The sequence below is a fragment of the Lysobacter sp. S4-A87 genome, from assembly GCF_022637455.1.
Taxonomy (GTDB): Bacteria; Pseudomonadota; Gammaproteobacteria; order Xanthomonadales; family Xanthomonadaceae; genus Lysobacter_J.
On record NZ_CP093341.1, the window covers coordinates 1,976,395 to 1,996,300 of the forward strand.

The window sequence follows — 19,906 nt, forward strand, 5'->3', positions numbered from 1 at the left end:
CCGATTTGAAACCGACCCACCGCCAGCTGCACCGACCCGCCGCCCCACCGTAATTACCCAGGACCTCCCCCATGGATACCCCCGCACTCTCCCTCGACGGCGTTCAGCGCCTCTGGAAAACCCGCTACGGCGTCACCGCTTCCGTCTCACTCGACAACCTCGCCGCGCGCTCGCTGCACAGCTACGGTGAATGGGCCGAGCAGGAACTCGATCTGCTCAGTGGCCTGATCCAGGAAGGACACAGCGTGCTCGAGTTCGGTGGCGACTACGGCGCGCATGCGCTGTGGCTGTCGCGCACTGTCGGCGAGAAGGGCCAGGTGCACGTCGCCGAACCGCGCCGCCTCGAGTTTCAGCAGTTGTGCGCCAACGTCGCGCTCAACGGTCTGGTCAACGTGCACACGCATTCGGTATGGCTGGGACGCGAGACCGCCACCACCCGCCAGCTCGACGCTCGCCCGAATCGCAACGGCAACGACGGCGAGCGCGTGCGCTGCGCCAGCATCGACAGCCTCGCAATGGACGGCCTGAACCTGATCAAGGTCAACCTGCCCGGCACGCTGGTCGCGCTGCTGCAGGGCGCCGACGAATCGGTTCGCCGCTTCCGCCCGACGATCTATGTGCGCCTGGGCGGGATCGAGCAGGCTGCGGCCGAAGTGAAGGCCCTCAAGGACGCCGGCTACCGCTGCTGGTCGCACCTGCCGTACCTTTACAGCGCCGACAACCATGCCGGCAACAGCGACAACCGGTTCCCGGGCATGGTCCACCAGAACGTCATTGCCACACCGATCGAGGCCCGGCTGGAGTTCGATCGCCTGCGCGAGATCTGATACGTTCGCCGCCGGCAGCGTGTCACTGCGAACGTTGTCGGCGGTTTCGCGGGCTAGTTCACCGCTCTTGATACGGGGCGTCCGGGGTCGAGCGTGGCAATCACCGTTTCCAGGTGGCCGATCCGGGCATCCAGCATCGATCGCCGCTGCGTGTGATCCAGGTGCGACATTCGCAACGGATCGCGGTCCCCTTCAGCCAGCAGCAACAGGGCACCGTCGATGCGGTGGAGGATGTCGCGCTGCAGGGCCTCGTCGCCCGCCTCGACGGCCACATCCAGCGCCGCCATGTCGCGGCGGCTCGAATCCAGCAGACCCTCCAGTACTTCGCGCAGCGACGCTTCGCCGCCGAACAGCTCGGTCAGCCGCGCCAGCTTGCGGCTGGTCCGCGACGATATGGGCGTGATCTCGGGAACCGGCTCCGGCAGCGCGTGCTGCAGGTGGGTCGACAACTTCCTGTCGAGATCGAGCATTTGCACCGGCTTGGCCAGGAAGTCGTCCATGCCGGCGTCGTGGCAACGCCGCACCTCCTCGGGCAAGGCACTGGCCGACAGCGCGACGATGGGCAGATGGCGACCCGTTCCGGCTTCCTGCTCGCGGATCCGTCGCGTCAGTGCGAAACCGTCCAGCAGCGGCATGTGGCAGTCGCTTATCAGCAAGTCGTAGCTCTGCAGCGTCAACGCCTCCAGCGCCTGCTCGCCATCCTCCACCAGGGTGTGCGCGTAGCCCAGGCGTTCGAGCTGGCGGGCGATGACGGCGCGGTTGGTCATATGGTCCTCGGCAACGAGGATGCGTGCCGCGCGTGGTGCATACATGCCGGGTTGCGGCAACGCGCCATTGGGCGGCTCCAGGCCCAGCGCCGCGCAGCAGGCTTCGGCGGCGGCCGCCGTCAGCAGCGGGCTGCCGCTCAACGACACCTCGCCGTCATCCACCTGGAATCCGCGCACATCGGCCGAGTCGACCAGGCACAGGTAGCGCGCGCCGTCAGGCAGGCAGCCTTCGCGGACAAGCTCGATGTCGACCACGAACAACTCGGCGTCGCTGGCCTGCGCCTCGCGCAGTTCGTCCGGGCCGACCTCCATCAGGTTGAAGCCGAGCGTCGACAGCGTGTTGGCCAACTCCCGCTCGAACATCGGGTCGCGCGTGCACAGCAGCGCCGTCTTGCCGACAATCTTCTCGTGCGGCTCGACATCGCTGACGATCGGCAGCGACAGCTCCAGCGTCGAGGTCGTGCCCTGCCCGCGCGTGCTGGCGACATGGACTGAGCCGCCCATCATCTGCGCCAGGCGCTGGCAGATCGAAAGCCCCAGCCCGGTGCCACCGAAACGACGGCTGATCGAATCGTCCGCCTGCACGAACGGCTGGAACAATCGTGCCAGCTGCTGCGGCTCGATGCCGATGCCGGTGTCGGTGATTCTGATGCGGATTCGCTGCAGGCCGTGCTCCTCGCCTGCCAGCTCGATGCGCAGTTCGACATGGCCCGACTCGGTGAACTTGAGCGCGTTGCTGACCAGGTTGGTGATCACCTGTCGGATGCGTACCGCATCGCCCTGGTGCGTGCCGGCCAGGCGCCAGTCGATGGTCGCGTACAGGCGCACGCGCTTCTCGTGCGCGCGCGCCGAGAACAGGCCCATGACGTTGTCGGCGACGGTGCGCAGGTCGAACGGGTTCAGGTCCAGGTCCAGGCGCCCGGACTCGATCCGCGAGAAGTCGAGCACGTCGTCGAGGATCTGCAGCAGCGATCCGGCCGAGTCCTGGACCATGCCGAGCATGCGCGCCTGCTCGCGATCCATCGGCGCGTGCGCCATCAGCTCGACCAGGCCCAGCACACCGGCCATGGGCGTGCGGATCTCGTGGCTCATCATCGCCAGGAAACTGCTGCGCGCCAACACCGCCGCCCGCGCGGCGTCGGTGGCTTCGACCAGCGCCTGCGCCTGCTGCTTCTCGTCGGTGATGTCGGCGAAGTAGATGCACCACACCACACTGCCGTCGGCCTCGCGCCGTGGCGTGCCGCTGGATGCACGCGTCCAGCGCATCTCGCCCTTGACCCGCATGCGGAACTCGACCTCGTGGCGGGTACCGCTGGCAACGATCTCGTTGATCGCGGCCAGCACGTGGTCGGGCTCTTCCTGGACAGGAAGTGGCCCGACTGGGTCGGGCTCGCCCGTAGCGACCGCGTGCATGCGCCGCCCGGACCTGAGCAGCTCCGAGCGCGACCTCCCGAACAGCGCCTGGGTCTGTCCGGCGATGTAGTCGTACACGATCCGGCCGCCGGGCTGCACGCTGATGCGCAGGATCACGCCCGGCAGGCGGTCGTTGGTATCGATCAGGCGCTGTTCGGATGCACGCGCACGCGCCTCGGCCTCGCGGATGTCGCTTACATCGACCAGCGTGCCAAGCAGGCCACCGACCTGGTCCGGGGCGAGATTGAACCGATGCAGCCAGAGGATGACGTCGCGCGGCTTGCCCTGCGGTTGCAGCGGCGGCAGCCGCAACTCCATGCGTCGCCTGCGGCCGGTGACGAGCACACCGACATCCATCCGGTTTGCCTCCTCCTCGTCGCTCGGATTCAGGTGGTGCGTCTGCGCGAGCGTGCGGTTGAGCAACTGCATGCGCGTCACCGCGAACATCGACTCGTAAGCTTCGTTCACCGCCTGGTAGCGACCCTCGACGTCCTTGACGAACACCGGATGCGGGATGGTCTCCAGCAGGCTTTGCTGGAAGCGAAGCTGCGCGGCCAGCTCCGACTCCGCCTTGGCATGTGCGCGCCACGCGCTGCGCAGCCGCGCATACGCCACCGCACCAACCAGCAGGATCACTCCGCCCGTCACCAGCCCGGCCATCACCCATGGCCACGGCACGCCATAGCGGTACTCGGTGGTCAGCCAACGACTGCGGATCGACTGGTGCTCGGCCTCGGTCACCTGCGCCAGCACGCGGTTCACCAGCGGCAGCAACCTGGCATGCTCGGGCGTGATGCCGATGGCGAACTCCTGGTCGGCACCGACGGGACCGGCGATGCGCAGCTTCGCGGCGTATCGGCCGCGGATCAGCGTATCGATGGCCGGCAGCGTGCCCACGTAGGCGTCGACTTCACCGGCAGTCACCATGTCGAGCCCTGCCTCGTTGCTGCCGACCGGGACCAGGCGCGTGCGCGGCAGCGCGGCGCGAAGGGCGTGGATCACGCCGGCCTCCTGGCGCGCGGCCACGGTCCTGCCGACCAGGTCTTCGGGGCCTACGATCGCCGTCCCGTGCTGGCGCGTGACGATGACACCCGGAAAGTGCGCGTAGGGGCGACTGACCAGCAGGTCGCGCGAGTCGAAGTCCTCCGGCAGCGTGGCGGCGACAATGTCGATCGTTCGCGCACGCACCATCTTCTGCAGGCTGGCCCAGTCCTGCGCCGGCACCAGCTCCAGGCGCAGGCCCAGTTCGCGGCCGAGCAGGGCGACATAGTCGGCCGCGACACCACCGAAGCCGCCTTCGCTGTCAGCGTGCGAGTACGGCGCGCGATCGATCTCGTAGCCGACGCGCAGTGGCCTCTGCGCTTCCAGCCAGGCGCGTTCGTGGCTGTCCAGGCCGGCTGCGCGTGGTGGATCCGGTGGCGCTTCCTGCATGAACCCCCACCGCTTTCGCAGCCGTTCGACATCGGCGGCAGCCAGCGTGGCTTCGGCCTTGACCAGGATCCGCATCAGGACTGGCCGGTCCTTGGGCACGGCCAGGCTCACCGGCGCCCGCGGAATGTCGACCTCCCGGAGCATCACCAGGTCATCGGCGTTGCGCTGCTGCATCAGCATGCGCGTGCGCACCCAGGTGGCACCGATATAGGCATCGGCCTGGCCGGCGGCGACCATCTCCAGCGCGGAACCCCCGTCGTCGCTGTACAGCAGCTTGGCGCTCGGGAACCGCTCCGACAGGCGGGTGGCAAGGCCGCGGAAGCGACGCTCGACCACCAGGCGCGCGGAGACGAGGTTCTGTCCGCTGGCCATGCGCGTGTCGTCGCGCCTGGCCACCAGCATGAACCGGCCGGCGTCGTACGGCTTGAGCAGCCCGAACCGATCGGGCTCGTTGACGTGTGGCGCCTGGCCCAGCAACAGGTCATACGGCAGATGTTCGCCGGGCGGACCAAAGGCCACCTGCTCCCAGTCGACATAGGGTCGGAAATCGGCGTGCATTCCCGCACGCTCCACCAGCAAGCGGGCATAGTCGACGCTGAAGCCCTCCGGTCGACCCGCCGCCCAGCTCTCTCCAGGCAAGTGATCGCCTGCGAGTACGCCGATGCGCACGCTGCGATGAGAATCACGCCATGCGCTCTCCTCGGGGGTAAGCCGCACGGGCTGCTGCTGCGCGAGTGCGGTCGCGCACGCCGCGAGCAGCACCAGGATCACAACCGCATGCGCCAGGCGCCGCGCAAGTCCACGCTTGCCATCGGCACCACGGGAGGATGGGGCCGCAGGTGCCGCCGGCTTGCTCATGTCAGTGCGGGGAATAGGTAGCAACGCGGCCCGCAGGTTAGTCGCCGCGTTGCTCCCCCACCATCAGACTAGTCTTGGCACGCTTGCTGTCACGTATTGTGCGTACACCGCAGTGCGCGATGCGCTCCAGACCACATCGCCACCATCGATGCGCAGCGGCGCGCCTCAGGCGAGGACGTCGCGCCGCCGTCCTCGCCATCGTTCCAAACAGCTGCCGTGGACTCAGCGCGGCGGCGGCGGCGGCGGCGGCGGCGACGTCTTAAGCCACTCCTCGAACCCGATCGCCCCAACAATCGGGTTCGGGCCCGGCGTCAGCGAGTTGTCGTCGATCGGCGCGCCGAAGTACTCCGCGCCGGCATCGGCGACGATGTTCGGCGCCTCCTTGTAGAACTTCAGGTAGTCCTGGACGAAGTCCGACATCGGGCGACGGTCGGGGCCGGCCACTTCCACGACCTGGTTCTTCGGCTCGGCCACGGTCACCTTCGCCAGCGTCGCCGCCACGTCGGTGGCGGCCAGGGGCTGGAACGCGGCGGTGGAGATGTGGATGGCCTCGCCCTTGGCGCCGGAGTGGGCGATGGCATTGAGGAACTCGAAGAACTGGGTGGCGCGCAGGATCGTGTACGGCATGCCCGACTCCCTGATCAGGTCCTCCTGTGCCAGCTTGGCGCGGAAGTAGGCATTGCCTGGCTTGCGGTCCGAGCCGACGACCGACAGCGCGACGTGGTGCTTCACGCCCGCAGCGGCTTCGGCCGCCAGCAGGTTCCGGCCGGAGGTCTGGAAGAACTCCATGACCGCCTTGTCCTCGAACGAGGGCGAGTTCGCCACGTCCACTACGACGTCGGCGCCCTGCAGCACCTCCTTCAGGCCTTCGCCGGTGATGGTGTTGACGCCGGTGTTCGGCGCCGCGGCAACGGCCTCGTGCCCGAGCTCGCGCAGGTTGTTGCACAGCTTGGTGCCGATCAGCCCTGTGCCGCCGATGACTACGATCTTCATGTCTGTCTCCAGTGGGGTGTGACTCAATATCCTCGTGGCGTACCGGAACGCGGCCCGGCTACATCACGATGTCGCTTTCCGCCTGCGCAGCGGCCGCGATCGGCGCTTCGCCCAGCAACTCGCGCAGGTCGTTCTCGACGTCCTCGCAGATCTGGCTGATCGGCACGTCATTGGCGCCGCCCTCGAACGGGTTCTCGGTGCTTTCGCCGACCTGGTCGAGCGAGGTGTACATCCAGCAGATCAGCAGGCTCAGCGGAATCACGAACCAGACCATGTGGCCCCTGGCCCAGCCATCGACGACATCGTTGAGCCGCTCGAACTCGCCGATCATGCCGAACGGCAGCAGCACGCACAGGATCCTGACGAACAGGGTGTTGATGAAGGCGTGCTGGCGCGGGTACGGGAAGTTCTTGATGCGCTCGCTGCGTCCCTGCAGGTCCTGGAAGTCGCGGATCGACTTCTGCATGTCCGTGAAGCCAGCCATGGTCAACTGGCCATCGGCGAGCATCGCCTTGGTCGCCCTGCTCTGCAGGCCGAGCACCTGCAGGGCCTTGCTGCGCGAGTTCAGGATCGGCGCCACTTCGTCGCAGGGCAGGTAGCGCGCCAGCTCCGATTCCAGCGAGCGCTCACGCTCGGGGATGGTGTACAGGCGCAGGTACTCGGCATTGTAGGCCTTGTCGGCGTTCTCCCACGGCTTCACTTCGCGCATCTGGTGACGAAGGGCTGCCAGCCAGGCGAGGTGCCGGTCCATCAGCGATCGCGCGCGTGCCGGGTCGGCGACCAGGTCGCGGCACATCGCGCCCCAGATCCGGCTGCTGCTGGCGATCTGCGACCAGACCTGCTGGGCATCCTGGGTGCGGTTGTAGGTCTGCACGTTCTTGAAGCCGGCCGACAGCGCCACCGTCGCACCCAGCAGGAATACCACGCCCCACGGAATTGCCAGCCAGGTCAGGCCCACCACCTCGTAGAGCACCACCGGAATGACGGTCAGCAGCAACAGGACGTAGATCGAACGACGCGTCCAGAGCAGGAATTCTGGAAGCTTGTATGACTTGCCGGTATGCATGGTGGATCTCCTGCGTCTGATCGTTGGTCGAGCGGTATTGCGACTACCGCACCCGTTCCGGCAACGGGCGGGTCCGCTCGATGCCGAAGTGGGTGTACACCCAGGTGAAAGCGAAGAAGCCGAAGTAGATGGCCACGAGCACGCGACCGATCCAGTTCTCGATGACGTTCACGTCGATGCCTTCGCCGAGCAGACCCGGCAACATCTGCGCCACCGCGCCGATGCCGATGGCACCGAGCAGCACGAAGGCGATGGCGAACAGTCCCAGCGCGATCTTGTAGCCAAGTCCGCGATAGCGGATCGAGCGGACCTTGCCTCGATCGATCCACGGCATCAGGTACAGCACGCCGATCGCCAGGGCCATCACGATCACGCCGCTGAGCTTGTGCGGGATGACGCGCAACATCGCGTAGTACGGCGTGAAGTACCACACCGGCTTGATGTGCTCGGGCGTGACCAGCGGGTTGGCCTCGGTGAAGTTGTCGTGCTCCAGGAACAGACCGCCCACGGTCGGAACGAAGAAGATCAGGAACGCGGCGATGAGAATGAACACCACCGTGCTCAGCAGGTCCTCGACCGAGTAGTAGGGATGGAACGGGATGCCGTCCAGCGGGTTTCCGTCCGGACCATTGTTCTCGTGGATCTCGATGCCGTCGGGATTGTTGGAACCGACCTCGTGCAGCGCCAGGATGTGCACGGTGACCAGCAACAGCAGGATGATCGGCAGCGCGATCACGTGCAGCGAGAAGAAGCGGTTCAGCGTGGCATCGCCGGGCACGTAGTCGCCCATGACCCAGTGCTGCAGGCTTTCGCCCACCACCGGGATGGCGCCGAACAGCGAGATGATCACCTTGGCACCCCAGAACGACATCTGGCCCCAGGGCAGCACGTAACCCATGAACGCCTCGGCCATCAGCACCAGGTAGATCGTCATGCCCAGGATCCACACCAGCTCGCGCGGCCGCTTGTACGATCCGTACAGCAGCGCGCGGAACATGTGCAGGTATATCACCACGAAGAACAGCGATGCCCCCGTGGAGTGCATGTAGCGGATCAGCCAGCCCCACTCCACGTCGCGCATGATGTACTCGACCGACGAGAACGCCTCGGTGGCCGACGGCTTGAAGTGCATCGCCAGGAAGATGCCCGTGACCAGCTGGTTGACCAGTGCCACGCTCGCCAGCGCGCCGAACAGGTACCAGATGTTGAAGTTCTTCGGCGCGTAGTAGCGGCTGGTGTGCGCAGCCACGAACGAGGTCACGGGCAGCCGGTCCTCGACCCAGGCCAGGAGCCGGTTCTTCGGATGGATACGGACGATCTTCAGGGCCATGGCGGTCTGTCCTGCCGGCTTTGTTCCGGCGTGGCGGTTCAGGCTGCGGCGCCGCCGGGCGGCGACTCGTTCTCGGGTGCAAGCGCCACGACGTGGTCGATGCCATCCCTGAACATCTTTGCGTAGGGGCAGATGCGCTCTGCGTTGCGGACCAGCTCGGCGGCACAGGCCCGCTCGATGCCCGGCAGGTACACCCGGATTTCCGCCGACAACAGGAACAGTCCGTCCATCGGGTCACGCGCGAAGGTGACGGCGGCATCGACGGTGGCGTCCTGCAGGTCCAGGCCAGACCGGATCGCCAGCAGCTTGAGCACGCCGTGGAAGCAGGCGCCATAACTGGCCGCCATCAGCTGCTCGGGGTTGCTGCCACCACCGGGGCCGCCAAGTTCCGCGGGCAGGCGCAGATGCGCCTCGAGGGAACCGTCGTCGGACCTGGCGATGCCGGAGGCGCGACCGTGCGCCGCCTCGCCACCGGTTATGCGCACGCGACCGGTGTAGATGGCCTCGGCGTCTTCTCCGTAATACTTGTCGAGCAGGCTTACCGGAGGTGGCTTCAACTGGCTCATGGTTTGTCCCTGTCGTTGTGTCATGCACGAAGCGTGTCCGTCCTTCGTGCCTCGTCCTTGCATACGGGACTGCGAACGCCGGCGCCCGTGTACCGGAAAGCGGTGATTCCGGGGCGATGCTAGGTGTGGGGCCTGGACCGCAGTAGCCCTGCGGCCGGATGCACGGTGTTTCCCCACGCGCACCAATCGCCCAATCACCCCCGATCAGCCCGCGATGGCACCGCCATTGCTGCGATGCGCATCGGCGGTGGCCTCCACTGGGGCCGCTTCGGCGTCGACGGCGTCGCCATGTGTGCGCGGCAGAGCGGTGGCAAAGTCCAGGTCCAGCGCGCGCACCTGCGTGGTGATGAAGTCGATGAAGGCGCGGACGCGCTTTGGCAGCTGCCGCCGGCTCAGGTAGCACAGGTAGTGACCGCGGTCGTCGGGTGAGAACTGGGCCAGGCAGGTCACCAGCGTGCCCTTGCGCAGTTCGTCGCAAACCTCAAAGGCCGGGATCTGCGCCAGCCCCTGGCCCTCCATCAGCGCATGCAGCATCAGGTCGTCATCGTTGACCACGATGTCGGCCTGCGGCGTCACGCTGTGCGGCCTGCCGTCGACCTTGAAGTCCCAGCTGCGCAACCGTCCGTTCGGAAGCCTGCGGTTGATGCATGCATGCGCGTCGAGCTCCTCGATCGATGCCGGCAGGCCCTGCCTGCGGGCGTAGTCCGGCGATGCGCACACGACCATCTGCATCGGGATGATCTGCTTGGCGATCACCTGGCTGTCGTCGAGGCGGCCTTCGCGGAAGGCGACATCGACCCGGTCAACGGCGAGGTCGGGGGTGCGTTCGTCGAGCAGCAGCTCGATCGCGATGCCGGGGTAGCGCATGTGGAACTCGCTCATCAGCGGCGCGATGACCTTGCGGCCGAAGCCATGCGTGGCACTGATCCGCAACTGTCCGCGCGGCGGGCCGTCGCGCAGGTCGCGCATTTCCTCCAGCGCCTGCACGATGCGCTCGACGCCGGGCCGGCAGTTCTCGAAGAACAGCTCGCCTTCGGCGGTGAGCGTGGTCGAACGCGTCGTCCGCGAGAACAGGCGCGCGCCGAGTTGTCCTTCCAGCTTCTGCACGCTGCGGCTGACCGCCGAGCGCCCGACTCCGAGGCGATCGGCGGCGCGGGCGAAGCTGCCCTCGGTGGCCACCGTGATGAAGGCCACGACGCCGGCATAGCTGGCCGAGAAACTCGATGCCAGCTGATCGTGTTGATCGGTCGGGGGCTTGGGCAGTGCGTTCATTGCGGCGGCGCCTTTTTCTTGTCACACATGGGTTGCAGGTACGTCAGCGTGTGTTCGCGGGCGTACTCGACGTGGGCCCGGCAGGTGTCCGCCGGTTCGCCGATCAGCCGGGCGATCTCGTCGTAGCTGGCCTCGAATACCTCGTGCAGCAGGAACGCCGCACGGACATCCGGTTCAAGTCCATCGAGCGCGGAAATGAATACGGACCAGATGCGATCTGCCTTCGATGGCATGGCAGGGCTTCCTGTGGCTGTCGTCATGCATCTAGGTCGTAGCGGCGGGCGCGTCTGTGACAGGCCATTGGTGCGTCGCGCTCAACACTGCGCGTCCGGGCGGCGATCTACCGCGGCGACGGCGCGGTGCCTAGATTGGCGCCCAAGCAGGACGGCGACCGCCGGCCAGCCCTCCCCCATTCAAGAACGGAGAGTCCGCCATGAGCCAACGCCTCGACTACCAGAAGCAGTCCCCCGAGCTGTTCAAGAAGTTCGTCGAATTCAGCATGCTGACCCAGAAGTCGTCGATCGAGCAGTCGATCCACGACCTGGTCAACATCCGCGCCTCGCAGATCAACGGGTGCGCGTTCTGCCTCGACATGCACATCAAGGAGGCCACCATCCACGGTGAGCGTCCGCTGCGACTGCACCACCTGGCCTCCTGGCGTGAGTCGCAGTTGTTCTCCCCGCGTGAGCGCGCGTCGCTGGCCTGGACCGAAGCGCTGACGCAGCTGTCGCCGCTGGGCGTGCCCGACGAGGTCTACGACCGCGTGCGCACGCAGCTGTCGGAGCAGGAAATCGTCGACCTCACCTACGACATCATGGCTATCAACGCCTGGAACCGCGTCAACGTGGGTTTCCGCACCACGCCGGGCACCGCCGACAAGGCCTTCGGCCTGGACAAGGCCGGGCTGTCCTGAAACCACCTGTTGGCCACCAATGTGCCGGTCGCGACCGGCACGCACAGGAGACATCCATGCGCATCCACCATTCACTGGCACTGGCGGCACTGCTGCTGTCCGGCATCACGACGGCGCAGGCCCAGCACACCCACGGCGCCCCGGCCCCGATCGTCAAACCGATCCTGACCAAGGCGCTGCCCGAGTATCCGGGCAAGGAAGGCTTGATCCTCACCGTTGACTATCCGCCGGGCGGCTCCTCGCCGCTGCACCACCACGACGCCCACGCGTTCGTCTACGTCATCGAAGGTTCGGTGGTGATGGCGGTGCAGGGTGGCAAGGAGGTCACGCTGACGGCGGGTCAGAGCTGGAGCGAATCGCCGGGCGACATCCACACCGTCAGCCGCAATGCCAGCCGCGACAAGCCGGCGAAGTTCGTCGTGTTCATGCTCAAGGATGCCGGCAAGCCCGCCGTGATTCCCGGCTCCTGAGCGGCCCAGCCACTGTCACAAGAGTCATCCGATGCGCATTCACTCAGGTTTTCTCGTGGCGGCCCTGTTCTTCTCGGGCAGTGTCGGGGCCCATGGCCTGCACGGTAGCGACGCACCTCCCCCCGTCGTTACCCCGGTCATGACCCAGGCACTGCCCGAGTACCCGGGCAAGGAAGTGCTGATGATCACCGTCGAGTATCCACCCGGCGGTGCCGACCCGGTGCATCGCCACGATGCGCACGGATTCATCTACGTGCTGGAGGGCTCGATCGTGATGGGCGTGAAGGGCGGCAAGGAGGTCACGCTCCTGCCGGGGCAGAGCTTCCACGAGGGCCCTGCCGACCTGCACACGGTCGGGCGCAACGCCAGCAAGGACAAGCCCGCGAAGTTCCTGGTGTTCCTGCTCAAGGATGCCGGCAAGCCGGCGCTGACCCCCGTCCCCTGACGGGGGGTTGTCCCTGGGATCGATGGAGGGCGCGGGCGCCTGGCGGCCTCCACGCCCGCCAAACGCCCCGGCCGTCACAATCGCGCCTTCTGTTTCGACCTTGTCGTATGGAAGGCGCTACCGACATCTTCACTCGTCTAAGGCCACGCCTGCTCGGCGTGGCCTATCGCATGCTTGGCTCCGTCGCCGAGGCGGAGGATGTCGTCCAGGATGTCTGGCTGGGCTGGCACGAGGCCGACGCCGCCGCGGTCGTCGATCCCGAAGCCTGGCTGGTCACCACCACCACGCGACGTTCCATCGACCGCCTGCGCAAGGCGCGCAGCGACCGCGAGCATTACGTCGGTATCTGGTTGCCGGAGCCGGTCCTCACCGACGGCCCGACCACGCCCGAACAACTCCAGGAAGCATCGAGCGACCTGTCCATCGCCTTCCTCACCGTACTCGAGCGGCTATCGCCGGAAGCGCGTGCCGCGTTCCTGCTGCGCGAAGTCTTCGATGCGGACTACAGCGACATCGCCGCAACGCTCGACAAGAGCGAAGCCGCTTGCCGCCAGATCGTGCACCGGGCCAAGAGCCAGCTGCGCGAGGAGCGGCCACGCTATGTCGTGTCGGCCGAAGCCCACCAGCGTCTCATGCAGCGTTTCGCCGAAGCCTGGAGCAATGCCGACTTCCAGGCGATGAAGTCGATGATGGCCGAATCGGCCACCCTGGTCGGAGACGGCGGTGGCATCGTCACCACCTTCCCCAAGCCCCTGGTCGGCGGAGATCGCATCGCACAGCTGTTGTTCGCCTGCACGCTGCGCGGCAAGGACCAGCTGGAGATCCGCCTCACCACGATCAACGGCCGCCTCGGCGTGCTGCGCTATATCGGCGGCAAGCTCGAATCGGCGCAGTCGTACGACACCGACGGCGAGCACATCACGCAGGTCTACGTGCAGCGCAATCCGGAGAAGCTCCGACGCATTGCCGCCAACCAGGCGGCATTGCTCAACTAGTGCAGGCAACTACTCGAGGAAAGGTGCGCCCTGGAGGGCGTCCACCATCGACGGTGCCCGATAACCCGGCACCAGCCGCTCGCCGAAGTCGCGCGCGAAATTGTCGTAGGTGGTCTCCGGGTGCCTCTCGCAGATGCCGCAGATGGCTTTGCTGAATCCCTTCTTGAACTGGAGGCGCGGGAACTCGGCAACGATACGCGCGAGCTGATCGGGCGGAATGCCGTCAATGCCCCAGCCGCCCCAGTCCAGACCCACGCCCAGCACGCACAGCGCGGCTTCGGCTTCCTTGTGCAGGCATATCGACGGCGTCGAGTTCAGCGCGATGCTGTCCCAGATGAGCTGGGTCCGACGCTCATCGACGCCATGCTCGCGGGCGAAGGTGCGCGCCGCATTGGCGCCTTCCACCTCGAAACGCAGCGAACCGCTCACCGCATCGGTCAGACCGATGTCGTGCAGCACTGCCGACACGGCCAGGACCTCGGCGTCGTACGGCTCCGCCTTGTTCTGTGCGATCAATGTGGCGAACAGCCACGAGCGCATGACGTGGTTGAACAGGTATTCGTCGCTGTGCGCGCGGGCGAAGTCGATGGCCCTGGCGACCAGCGGTGTGTCCGGCACCGGCACACCGGCGAGAAGGCGCGAGGGGGTGTTGCTCGATGTCATGGCAGCGCTCCGTTCGGGATGCAGGACGATCCGGTCCACGGTCGTGGGCGCGGATCGTTCGATCCTAGGTCTCGCGCAACGCAGCCGGTAGCGTCTCCGGCAGGCCCACGGTGTTGCCTGGGCAGCATCAATGCATGCCATCGATGGGTGGCGCGATCGGATGCCAGCCATTGGTGCGCCGAGGTCAACAGCGTGGGCACCGGCGCAGGCCTACCGGCGCGACGGTTTGATTTCTATGGTTCACACACACGCAAAAACGCGCCATCGACCGGCGCCACTCCTTCTGCCCATTTCCGGAGAACACTCCGATGCGCAAACCTTCGTCCGGCGATCGCGAGAGCCTCGCCAGCCCTGCTGTGGTCACCGCCGCCGACGCCGTCGACCCGACCCGTCGCCTTCTGCTCGCATCGAGCCTGGGCGCCGCGGTCATGGCCGCCATTCCCCTGTCCGCCACCCGCGCTGCACCCGCCCGCTCCAAAGTGTCCCCCACGTCCCCCACGAGGAACCACGACATGCAATCGATCACCACCAAAGACGGCACCGAGATCTACTACAAGGACTGGGGTAGCGGTCAACCGATCGTCTTCCATCATGGCTGGCCGCTGTGCAGCGACGACTGGGACACGCAGATGCTGTACTTCCTCGACCAGGGCTATCGCGTCATCGCCCATGACCGGCGTGGCCACGGCCGCTCGAGCCAGACGGCGACCGGCAACGACATGGACACCTATGCAGCGGACTTCGCGGCCGTGGCGGCACACCTGGACCTGCGCGATGCGATCCACGTCGGCCATTCGACCGGTGGCGGCGAGGCCGCGCACTATGTCGCCCGCCACGGCGCGGGCCGTGTCGCCAAGCTGGCGCTGATCGGCGCGGTGCCGCCGCAGATGCTGAAGACCGCGGCCAATCCGGGCGGCTTGCCGCGCGACGTGTTCGACGGCATCCGCAAGGGACTTGCCGCCAACCGTGCCGGTTTCTATTGGGATTTCCCGGTGCCGTTCTACGGCTACAACCGTCCGGGAACGCCGCTCTCGGAGGCGGTCCGGGCGAACTGGTGGCGACAGGCCATGATGGGCGGTGCCAAGGCGCAGTACGACTGCATCGCGGCGTTCTCGGAAACCGACTTCACCGAGGACCTCAAGCGCATCGAAGTACCGACCCTGGTGATGCACGGTGACGACGACCAGATCGTGCCGATCGCCGACTCGGCACTGCTGTCGGCCAAGCTCCTGCGCAACGCCACCCTCAAGGTCTACAAGGGTTACCCGCACGGCATGTGCACGACCCATGCCGACGTGATCAATCCCGATCTGCTCGCGTTCTTCCGCAGCTGATCCGGTGCAGTCATGCAGAATCCGGGGCGCGTGGCAGTTGCCGCGCGCCCCGGTCCTTGCGGGCCGTCAGTAGTTCGCGTCGAAGGCGAAGATCGGCTTGCGCGACGCCCATAGCCCCTTGGTGAAGTCCGGGAAGTCCAGGGTCTTGAAGCCTTCCGCGATCGACTGTTCCGACAGCGGCGTGATGGCGCTCCAGGTCACCGCGTCGAAGATGTCGATCGGCATCGGCGCCCGCGCCTTGACCGCTTCGACGAAGGCGTGAATCACGAAGTAGTCCATGCCGCCGTGTCCGGCACTGGCGGCATCGTCGGCGTACTTGCGCCACAGCGGGTGATCGAACTCGTCCTGGTAGGCCTGGAACGGCTCCCACTTGTGCGCAGGGCTGCGGCCTTCGATATGGATCGACTGGTTGAGGTCCATCCACAGGCCGTGCGTTCCCTGCACGCGGAAGCCCAGTGAGTAGGGCCTTGGCAGCGAGGTGTCGTGCTGCAGGATGATCGTCTCGCCGTTCTCGCAGGCCAGCGTCGTGGTGACGACGTCGCCGAGCTTGAACTTGACCTTCGTGCTCGGGTGCGTGTTGCCACCGCTCCTGGCCACGGTGTAGTCGTGCAACCCGCGCGCCTTGCTGGCGAAGCTGTTGATGTGGGTGAAGCGGTTGCCACGGTTGATGCCGGTGTACATCGCGCACGGGCCGATGCCGTGGCTGGGGTACAGCTCGCCGTTGCGCTGCACGGAGTGCTCGGTGCGCCAGCGCGCCTCCGACCAGCCCTTGGGTCCGAACTCCACGCCACTGCCGTAGGGCTGCGACGGGTCGCCGGAGTTGAACTTCACTGCACGCAGGTCGTGCTGGTAACCGCCCTGCAGGTGCACCAGTTCGCCAAACAGTCCGGCGCGCACCATCTGCAGCGCGGCCATCACGTCGCGGCGGTAGCAGACGTTCTCCAGCAGCATGTAGGGCGTGCCGGTGCGCAACTGCGTCGACAGCACGTCCCAGTGGTCCTGCAGGCTGATGCCGGCCACCACTTCGCAGCCCACCGCGACCTTGGCCTCCATGGCGTCGATCGCCATCGGCGCGTGCCACTCCCACGGCGTGGCGATGATCACCGCGTCCAGGCCACGCTGCTGCAACAAGCGTCGGTAGGCGTGCGCATCGCCGTCCTGTCCGTACGTTTTCGGCGCGGTCTTTCCGGCCTTGGCCGCCATCTCCATGGCCTTGCCCAGCATGATCGGTTCGATGTCGCACAGTGCCACGACCTCGACATCGTCACGGCGCAACAGCTCCGTCAACAACACCTGACCACGCATGCCGGTGCCGATCAGACCCAGGCGGATGCGGCGCCCCGCGGCCCAGGCCGGCGTGGACGGCAGCAGGCTGGCCGCAACCAGTGCGGCGCCTGCAAGGATGAAATCTCTACGCTTCATTGCTGATTCTCTTCAGTCGAGGCGCCGGCAGGTGCCGGCGCGATGGAACCGTCAGAACTTGTAACCGGCGGTGAGGCTGTAGATCCGTCCGAAATTGTTTGCGTAGGCGGAGGAGAAGGCCATGAAGTCGTTCGGATCATAGAACGGAAGGCGGTTGAACACGTTCTTCACCGTGACGCCCACCGTCAGCTTCTCCGTCGGCCTCCAGCTCACGCCCAGGTTGGTCGTCCACCACGACGGCGCGCCGTCGCACTGGCTTGGGGACACGTCCAAATAGCCTCCGGTGCAGGTTTCCGTATTGTTGTCCTGCGCATCGATCTGCTCCAAGGCCCACCTGGTCTTGCCGACGTAGTTGACATACAAGCTGGTGGTCCAGTTCCTGAGGCTCCAGTCCGTGTTGAACGTGGCGCGCAGTCGCGGGTTGCCGTAGTAGCCAACGAGGTTGCCGTAGTACCAGCCGCTACCGTCGTCGGAGTTGTACATGTTGCGATTGGCAATGGTCGCGGCCACGCCGATGTTCAGGCCGCCCCATTCGCCCAGGTCGAAACGGCTGCGGGCATCGACATCGAAGCCATCCACCAGGGTACGGCCCCTGTTCTTGTACTGGCCGATGACGCTGGAGACGTTGCCCACGGTATAGGTCGGCAGCGTGCCGGGGCATGCCACGCCGCTGGCCGGGTCGGCGCACATCGCGGCCAGCGCGGCCTCGTTGGCGCGGTCGGAATCGGTGATCGGGAAGCGGCCCAGCGACATGATGTCTTCCGGCCTGCTGAAGTCCGGCGCGACAATCTCGTCGCGGCGGCTGATGTACCAATAGTCGGCCGACACCGACAACCAGTGGGTCGGTTCGTACACAAAGCCCAGCGTGGCGATATCGGCCGTCTCCGGCTTCAGGTCCGGGTTGGGCTGGGTCATGCGTGCCACGGTGCGGCCGCAATCGGAGTTGAGCAGCGTATTGCCCAGGTCCACGTCGCCCGCGCGGCTCGACTGCAACAGCAGGCCGGCGATCGCGTTGGTTTCATTGCAGCGGGTCTCGTCGCGAAAGCCGCCGAGTTGGGCGAACACGCCGCCGGTGCCGGACTCGGCCAGGCTGGGAGCGCGGAATCCCTGCGAATAGGTGCCGCGCAACAGCAGCTCCGGCAGCGCCTGGTACTTGAGGCCGATCTTCGGGGCAATGTTCGCATCAAAGTTCGGATACTTGTCCAGGCGCAGCGCCGTTTCCAGCTCCAGCTTCTCGGTGATCGGGGCGACGGCCTCGGCAAACAGTGCGTAGGTGTTGCGCGCGCCATCGAACCACGAACCGCCCTGCTGGGTGATCAGGCCGTTGGCCGCATCCTCGTTGCCCGGGGTGTAGAAGGTCTCGCGGCTGACGTTGAAGCCGAACGCCGCGCGCACTTCGCCGGCCGGCAAGGTGTAGACCGTCCCATCGACCTTTCCGTCCAGGGTGTGCAGCCGGGTCCAGGACTGGATGTCGAACGTCGGGTAGGCCTCGCGCAGCAGCGCCGCGTTGGCTTCGCTGATCACGCCGAACTGGTAAGCCGGGTTGTCGGAGATGATTACGCGACCCGTGCCCGGGTCCGTGGTGAACGGGCCGAATGCCTTCTCGAAGCCGTCCAGGTTCACGTTGACGGTCTGGTAGGTGGTCGAATGCGAGCCGGCGGTGGCGAACGCGGTTTCCCAGTTCCAGTCGCCGATGTTGCCGCGCAGTCCGGCCAGCGCACGATAGCTCTTGTCGGTGTTGCGCTGCCCGAAGTAGTTGTCGCCCGCGTCCTGCAGAAGGTACTGCAGGCCAACCACGCCGCCCATCAACGCTCTCAGCTCGGGGCTGGCATGGTTGTAGACGTTGTTCGGACCCATGTACGGGTAGAAGAACTGGTTGACGTTGTTGCCGGTGTTGCGCGAGAACCAACTGGTCGGGTTGCCGGTGGTGGTGCCGAACGCACGCGGCGTGCCGCCGTTGGCGCGCAGGTCGATGTCGGTGTAGGTCGCCTCTGCGAAGCCCTCGGTGGTCTCACCCATCAGGAAGTGGCCGTTGACGTAGGCGGTGATGCGCTCCGACTCGGCGCCGCCGTCGATCTCGTTGTTCAGCCAGGTCTGCCAGACGCAGCGCGTTCCGGCGGCTTCGGTGATCACGTTGTTGCAGGTCGGCGCTGCTTCCTGCACGCGGGCGCCGGTGACCGGATCGAACGCGAAGTAGCTGCCAGGGTTGAACACGCCCGGCGCGCTGCCGGTGTCGAGGCGAAGATTGTTGATGTAGTTCGGGTTGTTGACGTAGAACTGGTTCGGCTTCTTGTCGTACAAGTCGCTCAGCGGAATCGCGTCGCGCCGGTACATGTTGACTGTGCCATAGACGTTGTAGCGGTCCTCGTCGAGGTCGCCGAAGCCGCCGGTGATGCTGGCCTGGTGCTCGCCGTAGCTGTCGATGCGCGATGACATGTCGGTGGTCGCGGTGACCTCGAGCCCCTTGTACTCTCGCCTGGTGATCACGTTGATCACGCCGGCCACCGCGTCGGTACCGTACACGGCCGAGGCGCCGTCGGTCAGCACCTCCATGCGTTCGATCGCCGCGGCCGGGATGGAGTCGATGTTGACGAACTGGGTCTGGAAGCCCGCCGGTGCGCCGTAGTACGAGAGGCGACGGCCGTTCAACAACACCAGCGTGCCCTGAGCGCCGATGCCGCGCAGGTTGGCCTGCGAGGCGCCGTCGGAGCCGGTGAACAGCGACGTGGAATCCATCTGCCCGGGTCGGTTCGCAGGGAGGTTGTTGAGCACCTGGAGCAAGGTCCGGGCGCCCATGTTCTCGATGTCCTGCTTGCTGATGATCTGCAGCGGCGACGCGGTTTCGCCGTCGATGCGCCCGATGCTCGAACCGGTGACTTCGACGCGGTCGATCTCGGTCGGCTTGTCGTCCCCGGCCGGCGCCGGCGCAGTTGCTGCGTCGGCGGCCGGTTGCGCGGGCGGCGCAGTCTGCGCGGCGACCGGCCCTGCGGCCAGTGCGGCGGCCAGGGCGATGGACAAGGTGGTGGCGGGGATGCAGCGACGGCGTGCAGGCAACATCTGTGGCTCCTTGTTCGATCAGCAGCGCACGGCGCTGCGGGACGGATGGCGTGTTCGGTTGGCGTGCGTAAGGCGAACCCCGGG

15 protein-coding genes and 1 pseudogene are annotated in these 19,906 nt (G+C 66.4%); 6 read left to right on the forward strand and 10 right to left on the reverse strand.

All coding sequences use genetic code 11. The annotated features are described in order from the left end of the window. Window positions 1–71: 71 nt before the first annotated feature. Entirely contained in the window at window positions 72–827 is a 756-nt protein-coding gene (locus tag MNR01_RS08900; protein WP_241917473.1) for an FkbM family methyltransferase, read from the forward strand. Window positions 828–880: 53 nt separating this feature from the next. On the opposite strand, the gene MNR01_RS08905 is transcribed toward MNR01_RS08900, so the two are convergent. The 7 genes and pseudogenes from MNR01_RS08905 to MNR01_RS08935 all read right to left on the reverse strand — a co-directional run bounded on the left by MNR01_RS08905 (window position 881) and on the right by MNR01_RS08935 (window position 10,756). After that, the gene (locus MNR01_RS08905) at window positions 881–5,296 is read right to left on the reverse strand and encodes a transporter substrate-binding domain-containing protein (protein WP_241917474.1); all 4,416 of its coding nucleotides are present in this window, start codon (window positions 5,294–5,296) and stop codon (window positions 881–883) included. A 222-nt stretch (window positions 5,297–5,518) separates the two neighbouring features. After that, complete coding sequence (locus MNR01_RS08910; protein WP_241917475.1) at window positions 5,519–6,289, reverse strand: SDR family oxidoreductase; 771 nt, start codon at window positions 6,287–6,289, stop codon at window positions 5,519–5,521. A 58-nt stretch (window positions 6,290–6,347) separates the two neighbouring features. Next, on the reverse strand, window positions 6,348–7,355 hold the full coding sequence (locus tag MNR01_RS08915; protein ID WP_241917476.1) for a bestrophin family ion channel: 1,008 nt from the start codon (window positions 7,353–7,355) through the stop codon (window positions 6,348–6,350). A gap of 43 nt (window positions 7,356–7,398) precedes the next feature. Further along, a pseudogene (locus MNR01_RS08920) lies at window positions 7,399–8,595 on the reverse strand (cytochrome b N-terminal domain-containing protein); the annotation flags it as partial. Window positions 8,596–8,723: 128 nt separating this feature from the next. Beyond that, the gene (locus MNR01_RS08925; RefSeq protein WP_241917477.1) at window positions 8,724–9,251 is read right to left on the reverse strand and encodes an Ohr family peroxiredoxin; all 528 of its coding nucleotides are present in this window, start codon (window positions 9,249–9,251) and stop codon (window positions 8,724–8,726) included. 204 nt (window positions 9,252–9,455) lie between these two features. Further along, window positions 9,456–10,523, reverse strand: a complete 1,068-nt coding sequence (locus MNR01_RS08930) for a LysR family transcriptional regulator (RefSeq protein WP_241917478.1) — start codon at window positions 10,521–10,523, stop codon at window positions 9,456–9,458. Beyond that, the gene (locus MNR01_RS08935) at window positions 10,520–10,756 is read right to left on the reverse strand and encodes a sigma factor-like helix-turn-helix DNA-binding protein (RefSeq protein ID WP_241917479.1); all 237 of its coding nucleotides are present in this window, start codon (window positions 10,754–10,756) and stop codon (window positions 10,520–10,522) included. The genes MNR01_RS08930 and MNR01_RS08935 overlap by 4 nt, the downstream gene beginning before the upstream one ends. Window positions 10,757–10,956: 200 nt before the next feature. Between MNR01_RS08935 and MNR01_RS08940 the strand changes: the two genes are divergently transcribed. The 4 genes from MNR01_RS08940 (at window position 10,957) to MNR01_RS08955 (ending at window position 13,346) form a co-directional block, all read left to right on the forward strand. After that, the gene (locus MNR01_RS08940; protein ID WP_241917480.1) at window positions 10,957–11,436 is read left to right on the forward strand and encodes a carboxymuconolactone decarboxylase family protein; all 480 of its coding nucleotides are present in this window, start codon (window positions 10,957–10,959) and stop codon (window positions 11,434–11,436) included. Between the two features lie 56 nt (window positions 11,437–11,492). Next, window positions 11,493–11,906 carry a cupin domain-containing protein gene (locus MNR01_RS08945; protein WP_241917481.1) on the forward strand — a complete coding sequence of 138 codons (414 nt, stop codon included), beginning with the start codon at window positions 11,493–11,495 and terminating at the stop codon, window positions 11,904–11,906. A gap of 31 nt (window positions 11,907–11,937) precedes the next feature. Beyond that, the gene (locus tag MNR01_RS08950) at window positions 11,938–12,351 is read left to right on the forward strand and encodes a cupin domain-containing protein (protein WP_241917482.1); all 414 of its coding nucleotides are present in this window, start codon (window positions 11,938–11,940) and stop codon (window positions 12,349–12,351) included. A gap of 107 nt (window positions 12,352–12,458) precedes the next feature. After that, window positions 12,459–13,346 carry an RNA polymerase sigma-70 factor gene (locus MNR01_RS08955; RefSeq protein WP_241917483.1) on the forward strand — a complete coding sequence of 296 codons (888 nt, stop codon included), beginning with the start codon at window positions 12,459–12,461 and terminating at the stop codon, window positions 13,344–13,346. A 9-nt stretch (window positions 13,347–13,355) separates the two neighbouring features. Here MNR01_RS08955 and MNR01_RS08960 read toward each other — a convergent pair whose 3' ends face one another. Next, window positions 13,356–14,009, reverse strand: a complete 654-nt coding sequence (locus MNR01_RS08960; protein WP_241917484.1) for a hypothetical protein — start codon at window positions 14,007–14,009, stop codon at window positions 13,356–13,358. Window positions 14,010–14,521: 512 nt separating this feature from the next. Between MNR01_RS08960 and MNR01_RS08965 the strand changes: the two genes are divergently transcribed. Further along, window positions 14,522–15,343, forward strand: a complete 822-nt coding sequence (locus tag MNR01_RS08965; protein ID WP_241920575.1) for an alpha/beta hydrolase — start codon at window positions 14,522–14,524, stop codon at window positions 15,341–15,343. Window positions 15,344–15,409: 66 nt separating this feature from the next. Here MNR01_RS08965 and MNR01_RS08970 read toward each other — a convergent pair whose 3' ends face one another. Beyond that, window positions 15,410–16,765, reverse strand: a complete 1,356-nt coding sequence (locus MNR01_RS08970; protein ID WP_241917485.1) for a Gfo/Idh/MocA family oxidoreductase — start codon at window positions 16,763–16,765, stop codon at window positions 15,410–15,412. Window positions 16,766–16,816: 51 nt separating this feature from the next. Next, complete coding sequence (locus tag MNR01_RS08975; protein ID WP_241917486.1) at window positions 16,817–19,822, reverse strand: TonB-dependent receptor; 3,006 nt, start codon at window positions 19,820–19,822, stop codon at window positions 16,817–16,819. Window positions 19,823–19,906: the final 84 nt, after the last annotated feature.